Source organism: Kocuria sp. ChxB (assembly GCF_044359605.1).
Lineage (GTDB): Bacteria > Actinomycetota > Actinomycetes > Actinomycetales > Micrococcaceae > Kocuria > Kocuria rhizophila.
The window spans coordinates 2,281,877-2,304,269 of record NZ_CP121123.1 but is presented as its reverse complement, the minus strand read 5'-3'; the positions used below and the strand labels follow the sequence as shown (position 1 = coordinate 2,304,269).

Below are 22,393 nucleotides of genomic sequence, written 5' to 3'. Positions count from 1 at the left end.
TGAGGTGTTCGGGGGCGCGAGACCGCCCAGCGGGCGGCTCAGCGCGCCGAGGTTCCGTGCGTGCGCGCCTGCGCCGTGGCGGCGTCGTGCCCCGGTGGACCCCGCGGTGCGCTCAGTGCTGCGCGAACCAGCCGGTGACGGCGGGGCGGACGTTCTGGTAGACGTGCTTGGTCTCCTGGTACTCCCCCAGCCCGTCGTGGCCGAGCTCGCGGCCCACGCCGGACTGCTTCATGCCGCCCCACTCCGCCTGGGGCAGGTAGGGGTGGAAGTCGTTGATCCACACGGTGCCGTGGCGCAGTTTCCCGGCCACGCGCTGGGACTTCCCGGCGTCCTGGGTCCACACGGCGCCGGCCAGGCCGTAGTGGGTGTCGTTGGCGATCGCCACGGCCTCCTCCTCGGTCCGGAAGGTCTCCACGGTCACGGTGGGGCCGAAGGCCTCGTCGTGCACGCAGTCCATGTCCGGGGTGCACTGGTCGATCACCGTGGGCAGGTAGAAGAAACCGTCCTCCAGCTGCAGGGAGCCGTCCGCGGAGGGGCCCTCGGCAAAGCGGCCACCGCAGCGGACCCGCGCGCCCTGTTCCCGGGCGTGCTCCACGTAGGCGTGCACCTTGTCACGGTGCGCGGCGGAGATCAGCGCGCCGGTCTCGGCCTTCTCGTCGAACGGGCCGCCCAGTCGGATGCCCTCGGCACGCGCCACGAGGTCGTCCACGAAGCGCTCCGCGATGGACTCCTCGACCACCAAGCGCGCCCCCGCGGAGCACACCTGCCCCGAGTGCACGAACGCCGCGTTCAGGGCGTTGTCCAGGGCGGCGTCGTAGTCCGCGTCCGCGAAGACCACGTTGGGGTTCTTCCCGCCCAGCTCCAGGGCCACCTTCTTGACGGTGGCCGCGGCCTCGCGGGCGATCACGCGGCCCGTGACGAGACCGCCGGTGAAGGACACGAGATCCACGCGGGGGTCCGAGGACAGCGGCGCGCCCGCCTCCGCTCCGGCGCCCAGCACGAGGTTGGCCACGCCCGCCGGCAGCTCGAGCTCCTCGAGCACCTGCATCATGAGGATCGCGGTGTGCGGGGTGAGCTCCGCGGGCTTGAGCACAAAGGTGTTGCCCGCCGCGAGCGCCGGCGCGATCTTCCACGCCGCCTGCAGCAGGGGATAGTTCCACGGGGTGATGAGACCGCACACGCCCACGGGCTCGTGGACCACGCGGCTCACCACGTCCGGGTCCCCGGCGTCGACGACGCGTCCGGCGTCGTCCGCGGCGATCCTGCCAAAGTGGTCGAAGCAGTTGGCGATGTCCACCATGTCCTGCTGAGACTCCTCGATCCGCTTGCCGGTGTCGAGGGACTCGGCCCGGGCGAACTCGTCCGCGCGCTCTCGCAGCCGGGTGGCCACGCGCAGCAGGAACTGTCCGCGCTCAGGTGCGGGCACGCCGGACCAGCGGCCGTCGTCGAAGGCCACGCGGGCCGCGGCGATCGCGCGCTCGGTGTCCTCGCGGGTGGCCTCGGCGACGACGGCCACCTCGGTGCCGTCCGCGGGGCACGTGATCGTGCGGGTGCCGCCCTGCTGGGCGGGGACCCACCGGCCGTCGATGTACAGGGTGGTGCTCATGCGTTGTCCTCCTTGGTCGGGGAGCTGTTCACCGGGGCACCGGTCTCGGCCGAGGGAAGGCCGATCTGGGTGCTGCCCGGGTGCTCGTGGTTGAGCCGGATGAATTCCAGGTGACGCTCGTAGCAGTCCAGTGCGTCGTTGATGAGCTGCTCGGCGGTGTAGCCCAGGACGTCGTAGCCCAGGGAGCCCGTGGCCGTGAAGACCTCCAGGCGGTAGTAGCGGTCCGAGTCCGGATTGGTGCGGAACCCGCCGAAGCCGGGGGTGGGGAACGCCACCGGGTGCACCCGGTAGACGAAGTCCCGCTCCGGGGCCAGGTCCACCGACAGGCACACCTGCTGAAGGGACGGGTTCTCCTCGACCGGGTCGGTGACCACGGTGACCGCAGCCCCGGACCCGCGCAGCTCCGCGGCGAGCGTGTCCAGCGCGGGAGCGGCCACGTCCTTGACGTAGCGCTGGGCGGCGCGGGCGCCGGGATAGCTGCCCAGCCGGGACAGCCGTGCCCGCCAGTGCGTGTCCCGGCCGGTGCGCCCGGCCACGGCCGAGCGGCTGGCCACCGCACCGGACTCGGCGGTGCTGACCTCAACGCGCAGGGCCCGCCACAGCCCCACCATGATCAGGTACATCACCACGGAGAACGGCAGGCCCATGATCAGGGTGGCGTTCTGCAGCGTGGTCACACCGCCCACCAGGAGCATGGCCAGGGTCAGCACACCCGTGCCCACGGCCCAGAACACCCGCAGCCACTTGGGGCCGTCCTGGTTGGGGTCGTCGATGCGGGACGTGAAGTTGCTCATCACGAGCGCCCCGGAGTCCGCGGACGTCACGTAGAAGAGCAGGCCCGTGAAGGTGGCGATCGAGGCGGCGATCGTGGCACCGGGGTACTGCTCCAGCAGCGAGTAGAACGCGCGCTCCGGGGTGTTCATGGCCACCTCGCCGAACTCCGTGTTGCCGCCCACCACGAGGTCCAGTGCCGAGTTCCCGAAGATCGAGATCCACAGCAGGATGAAGGTGAACGGCACGGTCATGGTGCCCACCACGAACTGGCGCAGGGTGCGGCCGCGGGAGATCCGGGCCAGGAACAGCCCCACGAAGGGCGCCCACGCGATCCACCACGCCCAGAAGAACAGCGTCCAGGCGCTCATCCACTCCTGCGGCGCCTCGTAGGCGAACGTGTCCAGGGTCATTCCCGGGAAGCTGGAGATGAAGTCCCCCACGTTCATCACGATGGCGTCCAGCAGGAACGACGTGCGGCCCGCGAGCAGGACGTAGAGCATGAGCCCGATCGCCAGCACGATGTTCAGCTCGGACAGCCGCCGGATCCCCTTGTCCACGCCGGACACGCACGAGACCACGGCCATGCCCACGCCCACCGCGATCAGGGCCGTCTGCACGGCGAGGTTCTCGGGAACGCCGAACAGGGACTTCAGCCCGTAGTTCAGCTGCACCACGCCGATTCCCAGGGAGGTGGCCACGCCGAAGACGGTGCCCAGCAGCGCGGCGGTGTCCACGGCGTCGCCGGCCACGCCGTGGATGCGCTTGCCCAGGATCGGGTAGAGCGCCGAGCGGATGCTGAGCGGCATGCCGAAGCGGTACGCGAAGTAGCCGAAGGCCATGCCCATCAGGGCGTACATGGCCCAGCCGGTGATGCCGTAGTGGAACAGGGTCCACACGACCGCCTGCCGTGCCGCCTCCAGGCTCTCTCCCTCCCCCGAGGGCGGCGCGAAGTACTGGCTGACGGGCTCGGAGACCGAGAAGAACATGAGGTCCACGCCGATGCCCGCGGCGAAGAGCATCGCGGTCCACGTGAACATGTTGAACTGCGGCCGCGCGTGGTCGGGGCCCATGCGGACTTTGCCGCCGCGGCTCGCGGCCACCATGATCACGAAGCCGATCACGACCGTGGCGGTGAGGATGTAGAACCATCCCAGGTTGGAGGCCACCCACGCCACGACGCCGCCGATCACGGCGTCGGCCTGCTCAGGGGCGGCAATGGCCCACGCGGACAGGCCGATGATGACCACGGCCGCCGCGATCAGGACACGCCAGTTGACGGGCAGCCGGGCGGTGCCGGAGCTGGCTGCGGAGGTGACCGGCGTGGCGCCGGCTGCGGACGAGGGCGGGGTCGAGGACTCACTCATGGGAACGAACTCACGTCTGGGTCGGACGTTGGGCGACCCGGGGTCGATGCGTCGTGTTACCGATAAGTAGCAAATTTTCGGCCCTCCCACCTTAGGACAGGCCTCGGGCGAGGGCACATCCGCGCCCCGCCCGGTCTCCGTCATCCGAGCAGCTTGGCCACGAGCGCGCTCGCGAACTCCTCGGAGACGTCCCCGTAGTTCAGGGAGAAGTCCTCGTCCACGAGCGTGGGCAGCAGACCGGAGCACAGCACCGCGGCGCGGGCGTACAGCCCCGGCAGGGCGGCTCCGATCGGAACGGAGAGCAGCCGCAGCTCGGGGTCGTGGCTGACCAGGGCGGTCCCCAGCTCCCGAGCGGCCAGGTGCTTGCCCAGCCCCGAGGACACCTGCCGGCCGTGGCCGGACTCCACGTCCTCCGCCGTGCGGAACACGTAGCGCGTCTTGTGGTGGTGGTTGATCCGGTACAGCCCGGGGGTGTTGCGGTCCTCCGTGGCCTCCCACGTGGCGTCTGCGGGCACGAACTTCTCCGCCACCCCGTTGTACTGCATCTCGCGCAGCGGCAGCCCGGCCACCACCGAGGACAGCGGCGGGAGGGTGTCGAGCATGACCGGCCCGGCGTCGTACACCACGTCGCACATCCCTTCGGGCAGCATCCGGCCCAGGGAGTCGAGGTCCACGTCCACCAGCATGGTGGTGGCGTGGTCCTCGGGCGAGAGCACGACCACCTCACCGCCCTGGGCCGCCACGGCGCGGGTCACGGCCTCCTCCTGCTCGGCCTTCCACCCGCCCGTGAGCAGCACGGAGCCGTCCACCAGCTGGGTCAGTGCCGGGGAGCAGACCTGCCAGCGGCGCACCGTCCAGTTCTCGTCCCGGATGGTCTCCAGGAACCCCAGGGCCTGGAGGTGGCCCACGAACCACTCCTCGAACCTCTCGGAGTCCTCCAGCTGGCGCGCCACGATCGACAGGCTCGAGCGCTTGCCGCCGCCCAGGAACGTGAGCATGTCCTTGAAGGGTGCCCACGAACCAGGGTACTCCCCCTCCTCGGGGCCGATGAACTGCAGGGCCTCCACCGAACCGGTTTGCCCCACCGCCGAAAGCTTGGTGAGGCGGCCGGGGTAGCGCTTGGTGAGCCCGCAGAACGTGCACCGCCCGAACACCCAGGGCGCCTTGGCCTTGGGGTCCATGGGCGGCAGGATCACCTTGTGCTTGCCCGTGACCATGCAGGAGACGTCTGGTGCGGTGGGCAGCTCGTTGCTGCGCTCGGGGAACATCTGCCCCTCCGCGGACTCCCAGCCCGCGACCTCGGGCACCTCGGCCTCCGGCAGCTCGGCCTCGTGGGGGGTCATGTTGTCGAACGAGCCCTGGACGTACTCGTCCGGGATCTCGTCCCGGGTGACGGCGGTGACGGGCCACAGGGTCTCCTCGGCCACGTGCACCATCTCACCCTCGTAGCCCAGGGAGCGCTGCGTGATGTAGTAGGAGCTGTCCCGGACCCGGAACTCGAGCCGCTGCTTGACGGTGCGCCCGGAGCGCAGCACCAGGGTGTAGTCGTTGGGCTTGAGGTGACCGTGCTCGGTGGCCAGCTCGGTGGCGCCCAGGCTCACCTGGAACGGGGGCACGCGCGGTGCGGTCAGCTTGGTGCTCGTGAGCTTGAACGAGTGCGGGTTGCGCCACTCGCACTCCACGCTCAGGGGGTCGTCGCTGTCGGAGGTCACGGTGAGCTGCGGCGGGCGCAGCGCCGAGAACCGCTCCACGTCCCCCGGGATGCGCAGCCCGCCGGACAGCGTCATGGCCGGCACCAGGCGGGGCACCAGGGCGGAGAAGTTGTCGTTGACCGTGAGCGCGGGATCGCCCGCGCGCAGCACCTGGACGTCGTCGAAGAGCACCCAGCCCTCGGCCACGCCGTTCTCCCCCGGCCCCACCACGCGGTAGTCCGGGGAGGCGGAATCGTCCAGGATGGCACGGACCTGCTCGACCCACTCGGGCTCGTTGCGGACCATGATCCGGCACGGCCACGCCGTGGGGACGTGGTCCACGGACAGGAAGGTGTCCGAGTACGCGTCCTTGGCGAAGACCACCACGGGCCGCGGGTTGCGGGTGAGCGTGAGCTCCCCCGCGGTCACGGTCAGCTGGCCCGAGAGCAGGGTGTCGCTGGTCATGCGGGCGCTGTAGGCGGAGATCCCCAGGAACGCGTCCCCGATGTAGTTCAGGAACATGGTCCGCGGGCCGGCCGTGGTGGCCAGGTCCACCTCACGGCCGGGAACCAGCCGCTTGGGCACCACGAAGCCCAGCTCGTAGACCGGGTTGCCCACGTAGTCCGTGCCGTCCGTGAGGGACAGGCCCGGGCTGCGCGAGCCCAGGTGCCGTGAGCCTCGGGTGGCCGCGGCGGCGTCGTCGTCCGGGGAGGACTCCCACGCGGCGAGCTGGGCGAGTGCCACCTGCAGCGCAGGGTCGCGGGTGAGCGGATTGGACCAGATGCTGCGCATGGACTTGGAGGCGTCCGTGTCCGCGATGTCCAGCCAGAAGTCGATGTAGATCCCGAGTTCCTGCGCGCTCATGCCCTGCGCCGTGGTGAGCTCCAGGTCCTCGAACATCTGGTGCAGCTGGCGCAGCTCCGAGGGGCCGAACAGCGTCTGGGACAGCGCCAGGCCCACGGGCCGGTGGTTCACGGCGTACGCGGAGGGCAGCCCCAGCTGCCCGTCGAAGGCCTCGAGCCAGTAGCGCAGGGCGTCCCAGTAGGTCTCCGAGTCCTTGCGCACCGAAGACTCCAGGGCCTTGGCGTTGTCCTGCCCCGCCTGCAGCAGCACCGCGAGCGGGAGGTAGAACGTGGACACGGACTTCTTGCCCGTGCGGGCCGCGAGCGCGGACATGTGCCGTCCCGCGAGGGACAGCAGGGCCAGCAGCGCCACGATCGGCGGCGGGCCAATCTTCGTGAGGTCCTCGAGCTGGCGCCGGGACATCCGGTACCAGACCTCGGTGAGCTTGTTGAACGCGTCGAACATCGAGCGGCGGGAGCCGTCCGTGACCAGCAGCGGCGTCACGGAGTCCGCGAGCGCCCGCAGGGTGGACGGCCCGTCCAGGCCGAATTCGGAACCGATCTGCTCGAGCATCTTCTCGTCCAGGTCCAGCTGGACGAGCTCCCCCGCGGCGCGGGGGCCGAAGAACGCACGCGCCACGGCGTCGTTCCAGCGCAGGTACTCGACTTCCTGGGGTCCGGATGCAATCGCGTGGTCTCCCGTGCGGAAACCGGCAGCGTCAGCCACAAATCCTCCGTCTGCGCCGTGGGCGCTTCAGTCGTCACAGTCACCTCGAGTATAGGAGTCCGGGCCGTGCCGTCCCACGGGGGCCGGGCGGAGATTCCCACGACGCCGCCGGGCCGCCTCCGCGCGGGCCCTCGCGCAGCCGTGTCCGTACCGGGCGGTACCGTAGTGCGCATGAGTGACGCCGCGCAGTTCCCCGATGCCCGCATGCCGGGTGGGGGCCCGGACTGGCGCAGCGAACTCTCCCGCATCGTCCCCGGCACCGCCTCGGAGCGCGTGGTCTCCGACCCCGACGACGCCCCGGGCGTCGCACTCGAACTGGACCTCTCCCGCGTGCAGAACCGCGCCCCCAGGGCGTGGCGGAGCTCACTCGGGGAACTGCCCCTCGCACTGACCGCGCGGCCCGTGCTGCGCGGGCGCCGCGGCTGGGTGCAGAGCGGCATCGACTGGGGAAATCTGGCCTCCCACGTCCGCGCGGGACGGCTGGGCCCCGAGCAGCTGGACTGGTTCGAGGAGCTGCGCGCCCTGTCCGAGTCCCACCGTGGCAGCTACGCCGCCGAACGCCACCAGCTGCACGTGGAGCGCTACACCTCTCCCCTGCTGTGGCCCATCCTGTCGCGCGCCGATGCCCTGGGCATCCCCCTCGTCTCCCGCGGCTCGGGGGCCCCCGTGGTGCTGGAGCACGAGGGGCGCTTCGAGGTGCGGGTGGACCCGGGCGAGCACGGGGAGCTGAGCCTGCGCCCGCAGCTGATCGTGGGCGAGCACGAGGTGCCCCTGCGCTGGGCCCACATCATCGGTCAGCCCGGTCACGGGCTGTTCTACCCCGAGGCCTCCCCTGCGGCGCTCGAGGACGCCGAGGACCTCAACCGCTTCCCCCTGCACCTGGTGGCCCTGGGGACCCGCCTCAACCAGCAGCAGCGATCCTTCCTGGACCGCGCGGAGGACCTCACGGTCCCGCAGGACGGGGTGGAGGAGTTCTTCGAGACGTACTTCCCCCGGCTGCACCAGAGCATGCACGTGACCGCCGGGGAGGACTCCCTGGTGCTCCCGCAGGTGGCAGATCCCGAGCTCGTGCTGACCGTCCACCACGACGACCTCACCGAGCGCGTGGAGTGGGAGTGGGAGTACCAGAAGGGCAGGGAGCGCGTGCGCCTGCCGTTCCGGCCCCTGGACCCGCTCGGGGACGAGGTCGTGGCGCGGGAGTCCCGCTGGGAGTCCTCCATGGTCCAGGCCGTGCACCGCCGTGTCCCGGAGCTGGACGTCAAACGCAGCTCCTACGCCGCCCAGGACGCCCTCACGCTGCTGCGGGAGTGGCTGCCGCGGCTGCGCGGCATCCCAGACCTGCGGATCGAGGAGACCGGTGGTGCCCCCGCCTACCGAGAGGTCTCCGAGCCCACCGAGATCACCGTCTCCACCGCCCCCACCGAGCACCACGACTGGTTCGGGCTGGGAGTCACCGTGAAGGTGGGTGAGCACTACCTGCCCTTCTCGGAGATCTTCCAGGCCCTGGACCGCGGCCAGGACGTGATGCTGCTGCGGGACGGGTCCTGGTTCTCCCTGGACCGCCCGGAGTTCGTCCGGCTGCGCGAGCTGATCGCCGAGGCCCGCACCCTGCAGGAGGACAAGAGCGCGCCCCTGGCCCTGAACCGGTACCAGACCAGCCTCTGGGAGCAGTTCGAGGACCTCGCCACGGACACGCAGCAGGCGGAGCAGTGGCGCACGGGCGTCCGCGCGCTGGCGCACCTGGACGAGATCCCGTCGCCCTCCGTGCCCGAGGCCCTGCAGGCCACCCTGCGCCCCTACCAGTACGAGGGATTCCGGTGGCTGAGCTTCCTGTGGGAGCACGACCTCGGCGGGATCCTCGCGGACGACATGGGGCTGGGCAAGACCGTGCAGACCATCGCCGCCATGCTGCGCGCCGTGGCCCGCGACCCCCAGCTGCCGCCGTTCCTGGTGATCGCCCCCACCTCCGTGGTGGCCAACTGGTCGGCCGAGCTCACGCGCTTCGCGCCGTCGCTGCGGACCACCGTGCTGACCAGCACCAAGGACTCCGTGGCCGACGCCGCGCGGGACTCGCACGTGGTGCTGACCTCCTACGCCCTGCTCCGTCTCGACGCGGATGCCTACCGCGGCGTCGAGTGGGCCGGCGTGGTCATGGACGAGGCGCAGTTCGTGAAGAACCCGCGGACCAAGGCCTACCGCGCCGTGAAGAACCTGAGTGCCCGCACCCGCCTGGCCATCACCGGCACCCCCATGGAGAACAGCCTCACGGAGCTGTGGTCTCTGCTGTCCCTGACCGCACCGGGGCTGTTCCCGTCCAAGAAGCGCTTCACCGAGCACTACCAGCGGCCCATCGAACGCGCGATGGACTCGGACGCCCTGGCCCGGCTGCGCTCCCGCATGAGGCCGTTCATGCTGCGCCGCTCCAAGGCGGACGTGGACCTGCAGCTGCCACCCAAGCTCGAGCACGTGCTGGCCGTGGGGCTCAACCCCGAGCACCGCGCCGCGTACGACCGCCGGCTGCAGCGCGAGCGCGCCAAGATCCTGGGGCTGCTGCGCGACTTCGACAGGAACCGCTTCACGATCTTCCAGTCCCTCACCACGCTGCGCATGCTCGCCCTGGACCCCGCCCTGGTGGACCCCGAGTCCACCGCGGCCTCCTCCAAGCTGGACGTCCTCTTCGAGCAGCTCCCCCAGCTGCTGCAGGAGGGCCACCGCCCCCTGGTGTTCAGCCAGTTCACGAGCTTCCTGAAGATCGTGGCCCGGCGGCTGGAAGAGGCCGGGATCGCCTACGCCTACCTGGACGGCAGCACCCGGGACCGCGCCGCGGCCCTGGACACGTTCCGCAGCGGAAAGGCCCCCGTGTTCCTGGTGAGCCTCAAGGCCGGTGGCTTCGGCATCAACCTCACGGAGGCCGACTACTGCTTCCTCCTGGACCCGTGGTGGAACCCCGCCGCCGAGAACCAGGCCGTGGACCGCACCCACCGGATCGGGCAGACCCAGAAGGTCATGGTCTACCGCATGGTGGCGCAGGGCACCATCGAGGAGAAGGTCATGGAGCTGAAGACCCGCAAGGCGGACCTCTTCTCCGCGGTGCTCGACGACGACCGCGTGTTCTCCGCGAGCCTCGACGCGCAGGACATCCGCTCGCTCGTGGAGCCCTGAGCGCCGCACCACCGGCACCACACGGCGAGTTGGCACTGCAGCCAGAGCGTGGGTCCGGCGCCCCGGCTCCCCGGCGCCCGTGATCAGAGGAACCGGGCCCGTGGTGCCGGTGGCGGCCACGGCGCGCGTCTCGACCCGAGCTTCGGGGCCCCGAAATCACCCGTGACGGCTCGTGCGTATGATCCGGAGACATGCCTGAGCCCACCAGCACGCACTCCCCCGTGCCCGGAACCGCCGAACCGACCCCCGCCCAGATCCGCAGGTGGCGCCACTACCTCGCGGACGAGCTTGCCGAGGCGCAGACCTACGAGCACCTGGCCCGCCACAGCACCGGGCGCCATGCGGAGATCCTGCACCGGGTGGCCGAGGGCGAGGGGCGCCACGCGGAGCACTGGCGCCGGCTCCTGGGACCCCACGCGCAGCGCACGGTCCGCCCCGGCCTCGAGGCGCGCATCCTCATGTTCCTGGCCAAGCACGTCAGCTCGGTCTTCGTCCTGGCGCTGCTGCAGCGCGCCGAGTCCCGCTCCCCGTACCGGGAGGACCCCGACGCCACCGCGGCCATGGCCGCGGACGAGGCCGTGCACGAGGAGATCATCCGGGCGCTGGCCACCGACGGCCGCACCCGGCTCTCGGGGAACTTCCGCGCCGCAGTGTTCGGCGCCAACGACGGCCTGGTGTCCAACCTCGCACTCGTCATGGGCGTGGGGGCCACCGGCACGTCCAGCTCGATGGTGCTGTTCTCGGGCATCGCCGGGCTGCTCGCGGGCGCGCTGTCCATGGGGGCGGGCGAATACGTGTCCGTGCGCTCCCAGCGCGAGCTGCTGGACGCCTCGCAGCCCACCCAGGTGACCCTCCGGGTCGCCCCGTCCCTGGACCTGGACGAGAACGAGCTCACCCTCATCTACCGGGCCCGCGGCATGAGCGAGGAGGCCGCGGAGCACCGTGCCGCGGAGCGACTCGGCCACTACGACTGCGACTGCGACCCCTCACTCTCGTTCCAGGACGAGAAGGCCCGCCGTGCCGCGGACCCTGGACAGGAGAGCGACGACGACGCCGCGGGCTCCGGCGAGCACGAGGCCCTCGGCACGGATCTGGGCGCGGCGGCGTCCAGCTTCTGCTTCTTCGCCTCGGGAGCGGTCATCCCGATCCTGCCCTACATCTTCGGGCTCACGGGCGGAGTCGCCATGGTCGTGGCCATGGTCCTGGTGGGAATGGCCCTGCTGGTCACGGGTGGCTTCGTGGGTCTGCTCTCCGGTGCCTCCCCGCTCAAGCGGGGCCTGCGGCAGCTGGGCATCGGTTACGGCGCGGCCGTGGCCACCTACCTGCTGGGGCTTGTGTTCAACACCGGGGTGGCCTGACCCGCTCTCGCGGGCCCGAAGCGCATCGCCGCAGTCCACGGAAAGTATTGTCCCCTCTAGGGCCCACAAGTGAATCGACTTGGCTCGAGAAATATGGCAATTCGCAGAGGTAAATAGTAGGGATATCATTTACTTTCTGCGTTTCCCCTAGTCACAGCAGGGTTCTCGACGCCCGGCCCGCCCGCACCCGCGGAGGGCGGGGGTACCCGTGTAGGTAAAGCGGTTCTTTGATTCTGCACAGCCTCCGAGCCATCTGTGAAATTCGGATATTCTGGACGCGTGGTTCACTGAACCACTGCAACGGGAGACTTCGCACAGGGAAACCGCCACACCTGCACTGGGGGGTGCACTGTGGCCGGTGCTGTGCGTCGGTAGCCGCTCAGCCCACGGCTCGATCCCGTTGAGGCGTTATCGCCTGCCGGTGGCCGCTGGTTCTCTCACAGAGGCGCACCTCTCCCCGCGCCGGACGGGCTCCTACCGTCCGCTCACGCGGCCACCGGTCGATAACGCCCCTGTCCCGGCGATAAAATCGACGCCGGTCCACGGTGCCGCGGCCCTGCCGCCCCGCGGACCACCGATCCGTCCCGTGACCCCAGGAGCATCCCCTTCATGTCGGCCCAGCCCTCCACGCCCGACGAGCACGTCCTCACCGCCCACTGCCCCGAGGCCTACGGCCTCGTGAGCGCGGTGGCCTCCAACCTCACCAGCCAGGGCTGCGACATCTTCGACGTCAAGCACTTCTCCGACCGCCACGACGACCGGTTCTTCATCCGCTGCCACACCATCAGCGCGCCGGGCACCGTGACCACCGAGTCGCTGATCGAGGGCTTCCGCCCGGTGGCCCAGGAGCACGACATGCGCTTCCGGCTGGTGGACGCCCGCAAGAAGACCCGGGTGCTGGTGATGGTCTCCAAGATCTCCCACTGCCTGGCGGACCTGCTGCACCGGGCGCACGTGGGCTCGCTGCCCGTGGAGATCGTGGCCGTGGTCTCCAACCACACGGATCTGCGCCCGCTCGTGGACTTCTACGGCGTGCCCTTCCACCACGTGCCCGTCACCCGGGACACCAAGCCCCAGGCCGAGGCGGAGCTGCTGCGCCTCGTGGCCGCCCACGACACCGAGCTCGTGGTGCTGGCCCGCTACATGCAGATCCTCTCGGACGAGCTCACGCGGGAGCTCGCGGGACGCTGCATCAACATCCACCACTCGTTCCTGCCGTCCTTCAAGGGAGCGAAGCCCTACCACCAGGCCTACGAGCGCGGCGTCAAGATGGTGGGGGCCACCGCCCACTACGTCACCCCGGACCTGGACGAGGGCCCGATCATCGCGCAGGACGTGATTCCCGTGAACCACGCCCACACCCCCGCGGATCTTGTGGCCGTGGGGTCGGACGCCGAGGCACAGACGCTGTCCCGGGCGGTGAAGTGGCACGCGGAGGGCCGGGTGGTGGTCTCCGGCAACCGCACCATCGTGCTGGCCTGAGACCCGACCGGACCGCCCCCCCCCCCCGGAACGACCAGCCACTCACAACGAGAACGACGCCGCTCCCCCACCGAGGTGGGCGAGCGGCGTCGTTCTCAGCGCGGGTCCCGGACGGAGCCGGGCGCGACTCACTTGGTCTCGAAGATCTCCCGCATGAGCTGCGCGGTCTCCGAGGGGGTCTTGCCGACCTTGACCCCGGCGGCCTCGAGGGCCTCCTTCTTGGCCTGGGCCGTTCCGGAGGAGCCGGAGACGATGGCGCCGGCGTGGCCCATGGTCTTGCCCTCGGGAGCGGTGAAGCCGGCCACGTAGCCCACCACGGGCTTGGTGACGTTGGCCTTGATGAAGTCCGCGGCGCGCTCCTCGGCGTCGCCGCCGATCTCGCCGATCATCACGATGGCCTCGGTCTCGGGGTCCGCCTCGAACGCCTCGAGGGCGTCGATGTGGGTGGTGCCGATGACCGGGTCGCCGCCGATGCCGATGGCGGTGGTGAAGCCCAGGTCACGCAGCTCGTACATCATCTGGTAGGTCAGGGTGCCGGACTTGGAGACCAGGCCCAGCTTGCCCTTGCCGGTGATGTTCGCGGGCGTGATGCCCAGCAGCGACTCCTCCGGGGAGATGATGCCCGGGCAGTTGGGGCCGATGATGCGGGTCTTGGGCTTGCCGTCCGCACCGGTGTTCGCCTGGGAGTGGGCCCAGAACTCGGCGGAGTCCTGCACGGGGATGCCCTCGGTGATCACCACGACCAGTGGGATCTCGGCGTCGATGGCCTCGATCACGGCGTCCTTGCAGAAGGCCGGCGGCACGAAGACGATCGACGCGTTCGCGCCGGTCTCCTTCATGGCCTCGGCCACGGAGCCGAAGACCGGCAGCTCGACGGCGTTGCCGTCCTTGTCCTGGTGGTTCACGGTGGTCCCGGCCTTGCGGGCGTTGACGCCGCCCATGACCTGGGTCCCGGCCGCGAGCATGCGTGCGGTGTGCTTGGTGCCCTCGCCGCCGGTGATGCCCTGAACGATGACCTTGGAGTCCTTGTTCAAAAAGATCGACATGTCTTCTTCCTGGTAGCTCTGCTCGTGGGCGGTTACTTGGCGGAGTGGGCGAGCTCGGCGGCCTTGTCGGCGCCGGCGTCCATGGTGTCCGCGGTGGTGATCAGCGGGTGGTTGGCCTCGCGGAGGATCGCGCGACCCTCGTCCACGTTGTTGCCGTCCAGCCGCACCACGATGGGCTTGGTGGCGGAGTCGCCGAGGATCTCCAGGGCCTTGACGATGCCGTTGGCCACGGCGTCGCACGCGGTGATGCCGCCGAAGACGTTGACGAACACGGACTTCACCTGGGGGTCGCCCAGGATGACGTCCAGGCCCGCGGCCATGACCTCGGCCGAGGCGCCGCCGCCGATGTCCAGGAAGTTGGCGGGCTTGACGTCCCCGTGCTTCTCGCCGGCGTAGGCCACGACGTCCAGGGTGGACATGACCAGACCCGCACCGTTGCCGATGATCCCGACCTCGCCGTCCAGCTTGACGTAGTTGAGGTCGTTCTCCTTGGCCTTCTCCTCCAGGGGATCGGCCGTGGTCTTGTCCGCGAGCGCGGCGTGGTCCTCGTGGCGGAACTCGGCGTTGTCGTCCAGGGACACCTTGCCGTCCAGCGCGAGGATCTCCCCGTCACCGGTCTTGACCAGGGGGTTGACCTCCACCAGGGTGGCGTCTTCCTTGGCGTAGACCTCGCCCAGCTTGACCAGCACGGGCACGACCTTGGCGGCGGTCTCGGCGTCAAACTTGGCCTGCTCCACGATCTCGCGGGCCTTGGCCTCGGTGATGCCCTCGGCGGGGTTCACGTCCACGCGGGCCAGGGCCTCCGGGCGCTCCACGGCCAGCTGCTCGATCTCCATGCCGCCCTCGACCGAGCACATGGCCAGGTAGGAGCGGTTGGCGCGGTCCAGCAGGACGGAGAAGTAGTACTCCTCGGCGATGTCCGCGCCCTGCGCGATCATCACGCGGTGCACGGTGTGGCCCTTGATGTCCATGCCCAGGATCTGCTGGGCGTACTCGAAGGCCTCCTCGGGGGACTTCGCGACCTTGACGCCGCCCGCCTTGCCGCGACCGCCCACCTTGACCTGGGCCTTGACGACGGTCACGCCGCCGATCTTCTCAGCAGCTGCCTTGGCTTCTTCTGGGGTAGTGGCGACGATGCCGGCCAGCACGGGGACTCCGTGCTTCTCGAACAGGTCGCGTGCCTGGTACTCAAACAGGTCCACGGATAAGTGTCCTTCTGCGTCGAGGTGTGTCGTTCCGCGCCGGGAACCCCCGGCTGGAGCGACCTGATGTGGGGGGATGCGGCGCAGCGCTGCGCTCACAGTGCCCTCACTGTGATTTTAGTCCATGGCGCGGCGATTCGCCCCACCGGGGCCCGCGTGAACCCACAGCCCACGATGCGCTGCCACCCGGGATCGCCTGGTTGACTGGGTCCATGCAATGGATCGGACTGCCGGACGTCTGGGACGCACGGGAAGCGGACCACGGGTTCATGGCCTCGCTCGCCACGTTCTCGTTCGTGGCGCTGGGACTCGAGCTCGTGGTCGACGGCACCTACCTGACCCTCACGGGTGACGTCCCATCGCTCTACCCCCTCGGCTGGCAGTGCCTGACCTGGGTGGCGCTCGGCGCGGTGTGGCTGCTGCTGGCGCGCGCCCTCGTGCTCTGGTGCCGACGCCGCGGTCTGGACCCCCTGCCCCCGGACCGGCCCGCGGGTGAGCGGACGGACGGGCCGGACCACCGCGCCTGGCGAGCCGTCCTCGGGTACTTCGCGGCCGCCGTCGTCACCGCGATCGCGCTGCCCGCCGTGGTGGGGCTGCCGTGGGGCTTCGCCCCGGTGGACCGGTTCCTGGACCTCTACGCGCAGTACGGTGACGGCGCCTGGCTCGCGATGGCCGCGTGGCTCGTGTACCTCGTGGGGCGCTGCCTCGTGGTGGCCGGGTTGCTGGCGTACTCCCACCGGGCCGTGCTCGGCGTGGCCACGTTCCGGGGCGCGCGGTGGATCCCGTGGGGCGGGCTGGTCACCGGAGTGTGCCTGGGCACCGTGGCCCTGCTGTCCCGGGGACAGGCCGCGGGGCTGAGCACGCTCGTGGCCAGCGTGCTGCTGGGCATGCTGCACGTGCGCTCCGGGGAGTCCCTGCGCGTGACGGCACCGTTCACGGTCCTGGTCTACGCCCTCATCTGACGCGGCACCGGACCCCCGCGCCCGCTCCGTCACGAGACCTTGGACATGGGTGCGTAGCGCAGCAGGAGCCGTTTCTCCTCGGCCCCGAAGCGCACCTTGGCCACGGTCTTGTCCCCGCTGCCCTCCACCGCGATCACCGATCCGCGGCCGAAGGCCTTGTGCTCCACGGTGTCCCCCACACTCAGGGAGGGGATCTCTTTCTGCGGCTGCACCCTGCCCGCCGAGGCCGGTGAGAGGCGACGGAACGTGGCTCCGGAACCGGCGGCGGCCCCCCACGAGGACCCCCGCAGCGGATCCCGGGAACCGGACGGGCCGGAGTGCACGGGTGACCCCCAGCCTCCCGCCGCCGCGGAGCCCTCCCGCTTCCAGTCGATGAGGTGGGCGGGGATCTCGTCCAGGAACGGGCTGGCCGGGTTGAACTGGGACTGCCCCCACATGGAGCGGGACTCCGCCCGGGTGATGTAGAGCCGCTGCCGGGCACGGGTGATGCCCACGTACGCGAGCCTGCGCTCCTCCTCCATGCTCGAAGGATCGGCGAAGCTGCGCTGGTGCGGGAAGATCCCGTGCTCCATGCCGGTCAGGAACACCACGGGGAACTCCAGCCCCTTGGCGGTGTGCAGGGTCATGAGGGTGACCACCCCCAGGGACCGGGCCTCCTCCACCTCCGCCGCGATCTGCTGGGCACTGGCCGTGCCCTCCCCCGAAGACTCCGGTCGCGAGGGGATCTGGTCCGCGTCCGCCACGAGGGCCACGTGCTCGAGGAACTGGCCGAGTCCCGCGTCCGGGTGGTCCTTCTCGAACTCGCGCACCACGGCCACGAGCTCGGCGAGGTTCTCCACCCGGGACTCGTCCTGGGGGTCGGTGGACGTGCGCAGGGCCTCGAGGTAGCCGGACTGCTCCAGCACGGCCTCCAGCACCGCGGTCACGGACGCCCCCTCGGCCAGTTCGGCGAGGTCGTCCATGAGCTGGGAGAACGAGCGGATCGCGTTGGCGGAACGGGTGGCCAGGGCCGGGGCCTCGTCCAGCCGGTGCATGGCCGCGGAGAACGAGATCCCCTCACGCTCGGCGAGCGCGGCGATCGACCCCTGGGCACGGTCGCCGATCCCGCGCTTGGGCTCGTTGATGATCCGGCGCACGGTGATGTCGTCCGAGGGGTTGGCGATCGCCCGCAGGTAGGAGATGGCGTCCTTGATCTCCTTGCGTTCGTAGAAGCGCGTGCCCCCGACCACCTTGTACGGCAGCCCCACCCGCATGAGGATCTCCTCCAGGGAGCGGGACTGGGCGTTGGTGCGGTAGAACACGGCCACGTCCCCGGGGCGGATCCCGTGCTCGTCCTGGAGGCGGTCGATCTCCTCCGCGATGAACCGCGCCTCCTCGTGCTCGTTCTCCGCCGCGTAGCCCACGATGGGTGCGCCGTCGCCCTCGGCCGTCCACAGCTTCTTGTCCCGGCGGTCCGCGTTCTGCGAGATCACCGCGTTGGCCGCGGAGAGGATGTTCTGGGTGGAGCGGTAGTTCTGCTCCAGCAGGATGGTACGCGCGGACGGGAAGTCCCGTTCGAAGTCCGTGATGTTGCGGATGTCCGCCCCGCGGAACGCGTAGATGGACTGGTCGGAGTCGCCCACCACCGTGAGCTCGGCCGCGGGGATCCCGGACGAGTCCGTGTGACCGGGAGAGTTCCCTCCCACGAGTTCCCGGACCAGGGCGTACTGGGCGTGGTTGGTGTCCTGGTACTCGTCCACCAGCACGTGGCGGAACCGCCGCCGGTAGTACTCGAGGACCTGGGGGAACGCGCGGAACATGTGCACGGTCTCGCCGATGAGGTCGTCGAAGTCCATGGCGTTGGCCGCGCGCAGCCGCTGGGTGTACCCCCGGTACACCTGCGCGACCGCGGACTCGAAGGGGTCCGTGGAGCTGGCCCGCGCCAGGTACGTCTCGTCGTCCACGAGCTCGTTCTTCAGCGCGGAGATCTTGTGCTGGATGGCCTTCGGCGCGAAGCGCTTGGGGTCCAGCTCGTGCTGCTTGGCCACCTGGGTGATCAGCCGCAGGGAGTCCGCGGAGTCGTAGATCGAGAAGTTCGTGCTCAGTCCCAGGGTCTTGGCCTCGCGGCGCAGGATCCGCACGCACAGCGAGTGGAACGTGGAGATCCACATGGAACGGGCGGAGTCCCCCACCAGTTCCACGATCCGCTCGCGCATCTCCGCCGCGGCCTTGTTGGTGAACGTGATGGCCAGGATCTCACCACGGCCGGCCCGACCGGTGGCCAGCAGGTGCGCGATCCGGTGGGTCAGCACCCTCGTCTTGCCCGACCCCGCGCCCGCGACGATCAGCAGGGGTGAGCCCGAGTGCTCGACCGCCGCGCGCTGCGGGTCGTTGAGCCCCGCCACGAGCTGCTCCGGGGACGCCGCGGCGTCGGACGGCTCGGCAGAGGCCCCACCGGCCGGGGAACGCACCGACGTGGCAGAGAGCAGGGGGTTGTCAGAGAGGTAGTCCATGGTGCGCCCAGTCTATCCAGCGGCTCGGACGCGCAGCCGGGCGCGGACCCGCACTGTGGCCTCACCGGCGACGGGCAGCCGGGGCCGGGCCCCGGTGTCCGGCACCGCACGACTGCCAGCCCGTCAGACGTACCGGGGTTCCACCTGGTGGCGGCCGTTCGCGTCCTCGACCCACAGCTGGGAGTCCGCCACGGTGACCCGCACGGGAGCCTCCAGCACGAGGTCGTCGTCGCTCAGCTCGTCGAGCACCTGCTCCGGGCCCCCGAAGATGGTCGTGACCTCGCCGTCGGAGGTGTCCACGTGCCGCAGGGCGTGGTTGCCGGTGTCGGCCACCACCACGGAGCCGTCGTAGAGGATCTGCAGGTCCTGGGGATGGTCGAGCGCGGCCTCGGACGCCGCGCCGTCCCGATACCCGGCCCCGTGCCTGCCGACCACCGTGACCACGTGGGGCGCGCCGTCGGGCCGGTCCGTGTTGATGTCGATGCGCCGCAGCGAGGAGGAGTCCCGGTCCACGAACCAGAGTGTGCCGTCCCCGGCCTCCGTGATGGACACGGTGGCCGCGAACGTGGCCTGGCCGAGCGTGCCGTCCCTGCGGCCGGGCTCTCCCGTGCCCGCCCACTCCTGGAGCTCGTCCGTGTAGGCGTCCCAGCGGTAGAGCCGGTGGCGGTCGGGGACCGCCGCGACCACGGCGGAGAGCTTGTGGGACCAGACGATGTCGGCCATGCGGGCGCCCTCGAGGACGGAGCAGTCGATCCTGCGGCGCACCGTGCAGTGGTCGGCCTCGTACAGCGTGAGCTCCGAGCCGTCACCCGCGTTCATGAGCAGACCGTCCGGAAGGCCGATGGAGAGCTCCATGACCGTCACCACCTTTCGCGGTGCCCGCCGGGGGCACCTGTCCTCCACCTCGTCGTCGAGAGTGGGTACCCGTCTTCGATTCACAGTACGCCCCGGGAGATAATGGAGCCATGGGTATGACCAGAGCGCAGAAGGCCAGGAAGCACGGGGAGGCCGCGGGTGCTGCCCCGGCCGGATCCACGAGCACCCAGGGAGCCTCCGTGCGCCCCGTGAGCGTCCACGAGATGCGGGACGGGCAGCTCGCCGCGGACCCCACCAAGGGCTCCTCCGCCGGAATCCTCGTGGGGGTCGCGTTCTTCGTGGGCATCGCGCTCTGGCTGTACTACCACCTGCTCGTCCTGCAGGGCGTGTCCGGGAACCTGGCCGGAGGGGTGACCGCTCCCGAGCTGATGCCCGGCGGCTTCGACTCCCAGCACATCGCCGCCTTCGCGCGCGGACTGGGCGCGGAGGGCATCGCCTCCTACGAGGGTGTGCACGCGACCACCGGACTGTTCACGCCCCTGCTGCTGAGCCTGGGATGGTTGCTGTTCACCGGTCTCAACACCCCGCAGCGAGCCCGGAAGTGGCTCTACTGGTCCGTGGTCCTGGCGTACGCCGTGGTCTTCCTGGCGGGCAACGCCGCGCTCGACGCCGCCGTGGCACACCCGGAGGACAGCGGCGCCGTGGCCCTGGCGTCCGGGCTGGTGGTCACCCGCTGGGTGCTGTTCGCGCTTCTGCTGCTCATTGCGGTGCTCGTGAGCATCTCCGTGGTGCGCCGCAAGATCAATGCCTTCTCCGAGGGCGAGCTGCCCGGCCAGCGTCCACGCGGCTGACCGCCCCCCGTACGACGGATGCCCCGCCCGGGACCGGGCGGGGCATCGTTCGTGCCCTCGATTGGATTCGAACCAACGACACCGGCTTTAGGAGAGCCGTGCTCTATCCCCTGAGCTACGAGGGCAACACTGCACCACCTTATCCGCGGGGGGCCCACCCCGCGAGTCAGGCGCACAATGGTCACCATGACGGTCTACATCGATCCCCCGCGCTGGCCCGCCCACGGGACCGTGTTCTCCCACCTCGTCTCGGACGAGTCGCTCGACGAGCTGCACGAGTTCGCCTCGCGCCTGGGCGTGTCCGTGCGGGCGTTCGACCAGGACCACTACGACATTCCCGCGCACCGCCTCGCAGACGCCCTGGCCCTCGGCGCGGTCGCGGTGGAGGGCAAGGACCTCGCGCGGATCCTGATCCGCAGCGGCCTGCGGGTCCCCGCACGACGCCGCCCGGCCAAGCTGGCCCCGGCGCTCACCCGCCGCTGGGAGCGGCACGTTCCGGGGCATCCCGGCCTGGGCTCGCACCTGCTGGAGCGCTGGCTCGAACCGCACCGTGCCTACCACGGCCCCGCCCACCTGCTGAAGGTGCTGGAGGCGGTGGATCTGCTCACGGATGGGCGCCCGTCCCAGGAGCTCGTGCTGGCGGCGTGGTTCCACGACGCCGTGCACCGGGGGCGGGCCGGCGAGGACGAGAAGGACTCGGCGGCCCTCGCCCGGCAGCTGCTGGGCCCCGACGGGTGCGCACCGGAGTCACCCCCGCCTGCCGGCCGCGGCGGGGCGGGACGCTCCCCGGTCCAGGAGGGCAGCGGGGAGGGCCACGCCGCCCCCGGGTCCGGGGTTCGGGCGGCCCCGCGCGAAGGACGGGGTCCAGGAGCTGCGGAGTCGTTGCCGGCCGGCCTTGCGGACAGGGTCGCAGAGCTCGTCATGGTCACCGTGGCGCACCGGCCGGATCCCACGGACCGGGACGCGTGCCTGCTCGTGGACGCGGATCTTGCCGTGCTCGGGGGCACCGCGGAGGAGTACGAGCGCTACCGCGCGGACGTGCGCCGGGAGTACGCAGACGTCCCCGAGAGCCAGTTCCGGGCCGCCCGCGCCGAGGTGCTGCAGAATCTGCTGTCCAGTCCCCGCCTGTTCCACCACGCCACTGCGGTGGCACTGTGGGAGACGCAGGCCCGGCGCAATGTGGCACGGGAGATCCAGTTGCTCACCGGGCAGTGAGCAACGGGGAGGGGCGGCGCGCCGAGGGGATTCGTGGCCGACCCACTGTTCACCAGGCTGGCACCACTCTGCCGAGGTGAGTGCACCCGGGTCGCATCATTCCTACGAGGTGAGGGCACGCGGGTGGCGCTGTCCCGCCGAGGTGAGGGTACGCGGCTGGTTACGGCTCCGCGTGGTCGACGTCAGGAGCGGTGGGTCGGCGGCGTGGCGGTGGAGTCCGCCCCGGGCTGCTGAGAGGCGTCCGGGGCGAGGGCCCCTGATTCCTCGCGCTCGCGGGCGGAGGCACGGCGGCGGCGGAAGATGAGCGCCGCCAGCACGAGACCCACGATGATCCCGAGACCGCCGAACACGGACAGCCACATGGCCGCGTGGCCCGCGAAGGCCGCCACGATGAATCCCACGATGATGCCGGGAACTGCGCCGGCCACCATCCCCACGGCGTAGTAGGTGAATTCCTGGTCCTGGGGGGTTCTGGCTGCGCTCGAGAAATCGGTGGACATGGCGTCCATTCTAGATCCCGTCCCCTGGACGTCACCCCCACGCTGGCCCCGACGGCCCGCGGTGGACGGACGGGATGATTGGTCCCGTGGCCGGCGCGTACTGCGCGGCAGTGGCGCAGAGGGACGCAGAGGCATGCAAAGGTATGCAAAGGTATGCAGAGACGAGAAAAACGTACGGACCCTGTGGTCATCAGGGTCCGTACGCATTCATCTCGTCCTCGTCGGGAGCGGGTACACAACCGGTCCCGACTCGTTTCGAGGTGTGGCACCGCGCCGATCAGCGCGGTGCCGAACTCGGGGGAG

Annotated in this window: 14 protein-coding genes and 1 tRNA gene; 6 read left to right on the top strand and 9 right to left on the bottom strand. The window is 70.5% G+C overall.

Going from position 1 to position 22,393, the window contains the following annotated elements; translation table 11 throughout:
• Positions 1 to 112 precede the first annotated feature (112 nt).
• From P8S73_RS10125 to P8S73_RS10115, 3 genes are all read right to left on the bottom strand, one after another.
• Positions 113 to 1,606, bottom strand: coding sequence for an aldehyde dehydrogenase family protein (locus tag P8S73_RS10125; RefSeq protein WP_059280821.1), 1,494 nt, complete (start codon positions 1,604 to 1,606; stop codon positions 113 to 115).
• Complete coding sequence (gene betT / locus P8S73_RS10120) at positions 1,603 to 3,744, bottom strand: choline BCCT transporter BetT (RefSeq protein WP_144802994.1); 2,142 nt, start codon at positions 3,742 to 3,744, stop codon at positions 1,603 to 1,605. Before betT ends, P8S73_RS10125 begins: the two co-directional genes overlap by 4 nt.
• A 140-nt stretch (positions 3,745 to 3,884) precedes the next feature.
• Complete coding sequence (locus P8S73_RS10115) at positions 3,885 to 7,004, bottom strand: hypothetical protein (protein WP_144802997.1); 3,120 nt, start codon at positions 7,002 to 7,004, stop codon at positions 3,885 to 3,887.
• Between the two features lie 171 nt (positions 7,005 to 7,175).
• On the opposite strand from P8S73_RS10115, the gene P8S73_RS10110 reads away from it, so the two are divergent.
• The 3 genes from P8S73_RS10110 (at position 7,176) to purU (ending at position 13,006) form a co-directional block, all read left to right on the top strand.
• Positions 7,176 to 10,166, top strand: a complete 2,991-nt coding sequence (locus tag P8S73_RS10110; protein ID WP_135010383.1) for a DEAD/DEAH box helicase — start codon at positions 7,176 to 7,178, stop codon at positions 10,164 to 10,166.
• A 191-nt stretch (positions 10,167 to 10,357) separates the two neighbouring features.
• A complete protein-coding gene (locus tag P8S73_RS10105; protein ID WP_396350367.1) occupies positions 10,358 to 11,524 on the top strand; it encodes a VIT1/CCC1 family protein in 1,167 nt (388 codons plus the stop codon).
• A gap of 609 nt (positions 11,525 to 12,133) precedes the next feature.
• The gene (gene purU / locus P8S73_RS10100) at positions 12,134 to 13,006 is read left to right on the top strand and encodes a formyltetrahydrofolate deformylase (RefSeq protein WP_039100880.1); all 873 of its coding nucleotides are present in this window, start codon (positions 12,134 to 12,136) and stop codon (positions 13,004 to 13,006) included.
• Positions 13,007 to 13,134: 128 nt separating this feature from the next.
• On the opposite strand, the gene sucD is transcribed toward purU, so the two are convergent.
• Both sucD and sucC read right to left on the bottom strand, forming a co-directional pair.
• A complete protein-coding gene (sucD, locus tag P8S73_RS10095; RefSeq protein ID WP_039100879.1) occupies positions 13,135 to 14,052 on the bottom strand; it encodes a succinate--CoA ligase subunit alpha in 918 nt (305 codons plus the stop codon).
• Positions 14,053 to 14,084: 32 nt separating this feature from the next.
• Positions 14,085 to 15,254 (bottom strand): ADP-forming succinate--CoA ligase subunit beta, encoded by a 1,170-nt coding sequence (gene sucC / locus P8S73_RS10090; protein ID WP_039100878.1) that lies wholly within the window; start codon positions 15,252 to 15,254, stop codon positions 14,085 to 14,087.
• Between the two features lie 212 nt (positions 15,255 to 15,466).
• Between sucC and P8S73_RS10085 the strand changes: the two genes are divergently transcribed.
• Positions 15,467 to 16,216, top strand: coding sequence for a hypothetical protein (locus tag P8S73_RS10085; protein WP_135010387.1), 750 nt, complete (start codon positions 15,467 to 15,469; stop codon positions 16,214 to 16,216).
• Between the two features lie 29 nt (positions 16,217 to 16,245).
• On the opposite strand, the gene pcrA is transcribed toward P8S73_RS10085, so the two are convergent.
• Positions 16,246 to 18,708 (bottom strand): DNA helicase PcrA, encoded by a 2,463-nt coding sequence (gene pcrA / locus P8S73_RS10080; protein WP_208546826.1) that lies wholly within the window; start codon positions 18,706 to 18,708, stop codon positions 16,246 to 16,248.
• Between the two features lie 123 nt (positions 18,709 to 18,831).
• A complete protein-coding gene (locus P8S73_RS10075; RefSeq protein WP_235005079.1) occupies positions 18,832 to 19,563 on the bottom strand; it encodes an integrase in 732 nt (243 codons plus the stop codon).
• A gap of 110 nt (positions 19,564 to 19,673) precedes the next feature.
• On the opposite strand from P8S73_RS10075, the gene P8S73_RS10070 reads away from it, so the two are divergent.
• Complete coding sequence (locus P8S73_RS10070; RefSeq protein ID WP_235005080.1) at positions 19,674 to 20,375, top strand: hypothetical protein; 702 nt, start codon at positions 19,674 to 19,676, stop codon at positions 20,373 to 20,375.
• A 52-nt stretch (positions 20,376 to 20,427) separates the two neighbouring features.
• On the opposite strand, the gene P8S73_RS10065 is transcribed toward P8S73_RS10070, so the two are convergent.
• A tRNA-Arg gene (locus tag P8S73_RS10065) sits at positions 20,428 to 20,500 on the bottom strand.
• 61 nt (positions 20,501 to 20,561) lie between these two features.
• On the opposite strand from P8S73_RS10065, the gene P8S73_RS10060 reads away from it, so the two are divergent.
• A complete protein-coding gene (locus tag P8S73_RS10060; protein ID WP_235005081.1) occupies positions 20,562 to 21,590 on the top strand; it encodes a DUF4031 domain-containing protein in 1,029 nt (342 codons plus the stop codon).
• 182 nt (positions 21,591 to 21,772) lie between these two features.
• Here P8S73_RS10060 and P8S73_RS10055 read toward each other — a convergent pair whose 3' ends face one another.
• On the bottom strand, positions 21,773 to 22,090 hold the full coding sequence (locus tag P8S73_RS10055) for a hypothetical protein (RefSeq protein ID WP_235005082.1): 318 nt from the start codon (positions 22,088 to 22,090) through the stop codon (positions 21,773 to 21,775).
• Between the last annotated feature and the right edge of the window lie 303 nt (positions 22,091 to 22,393).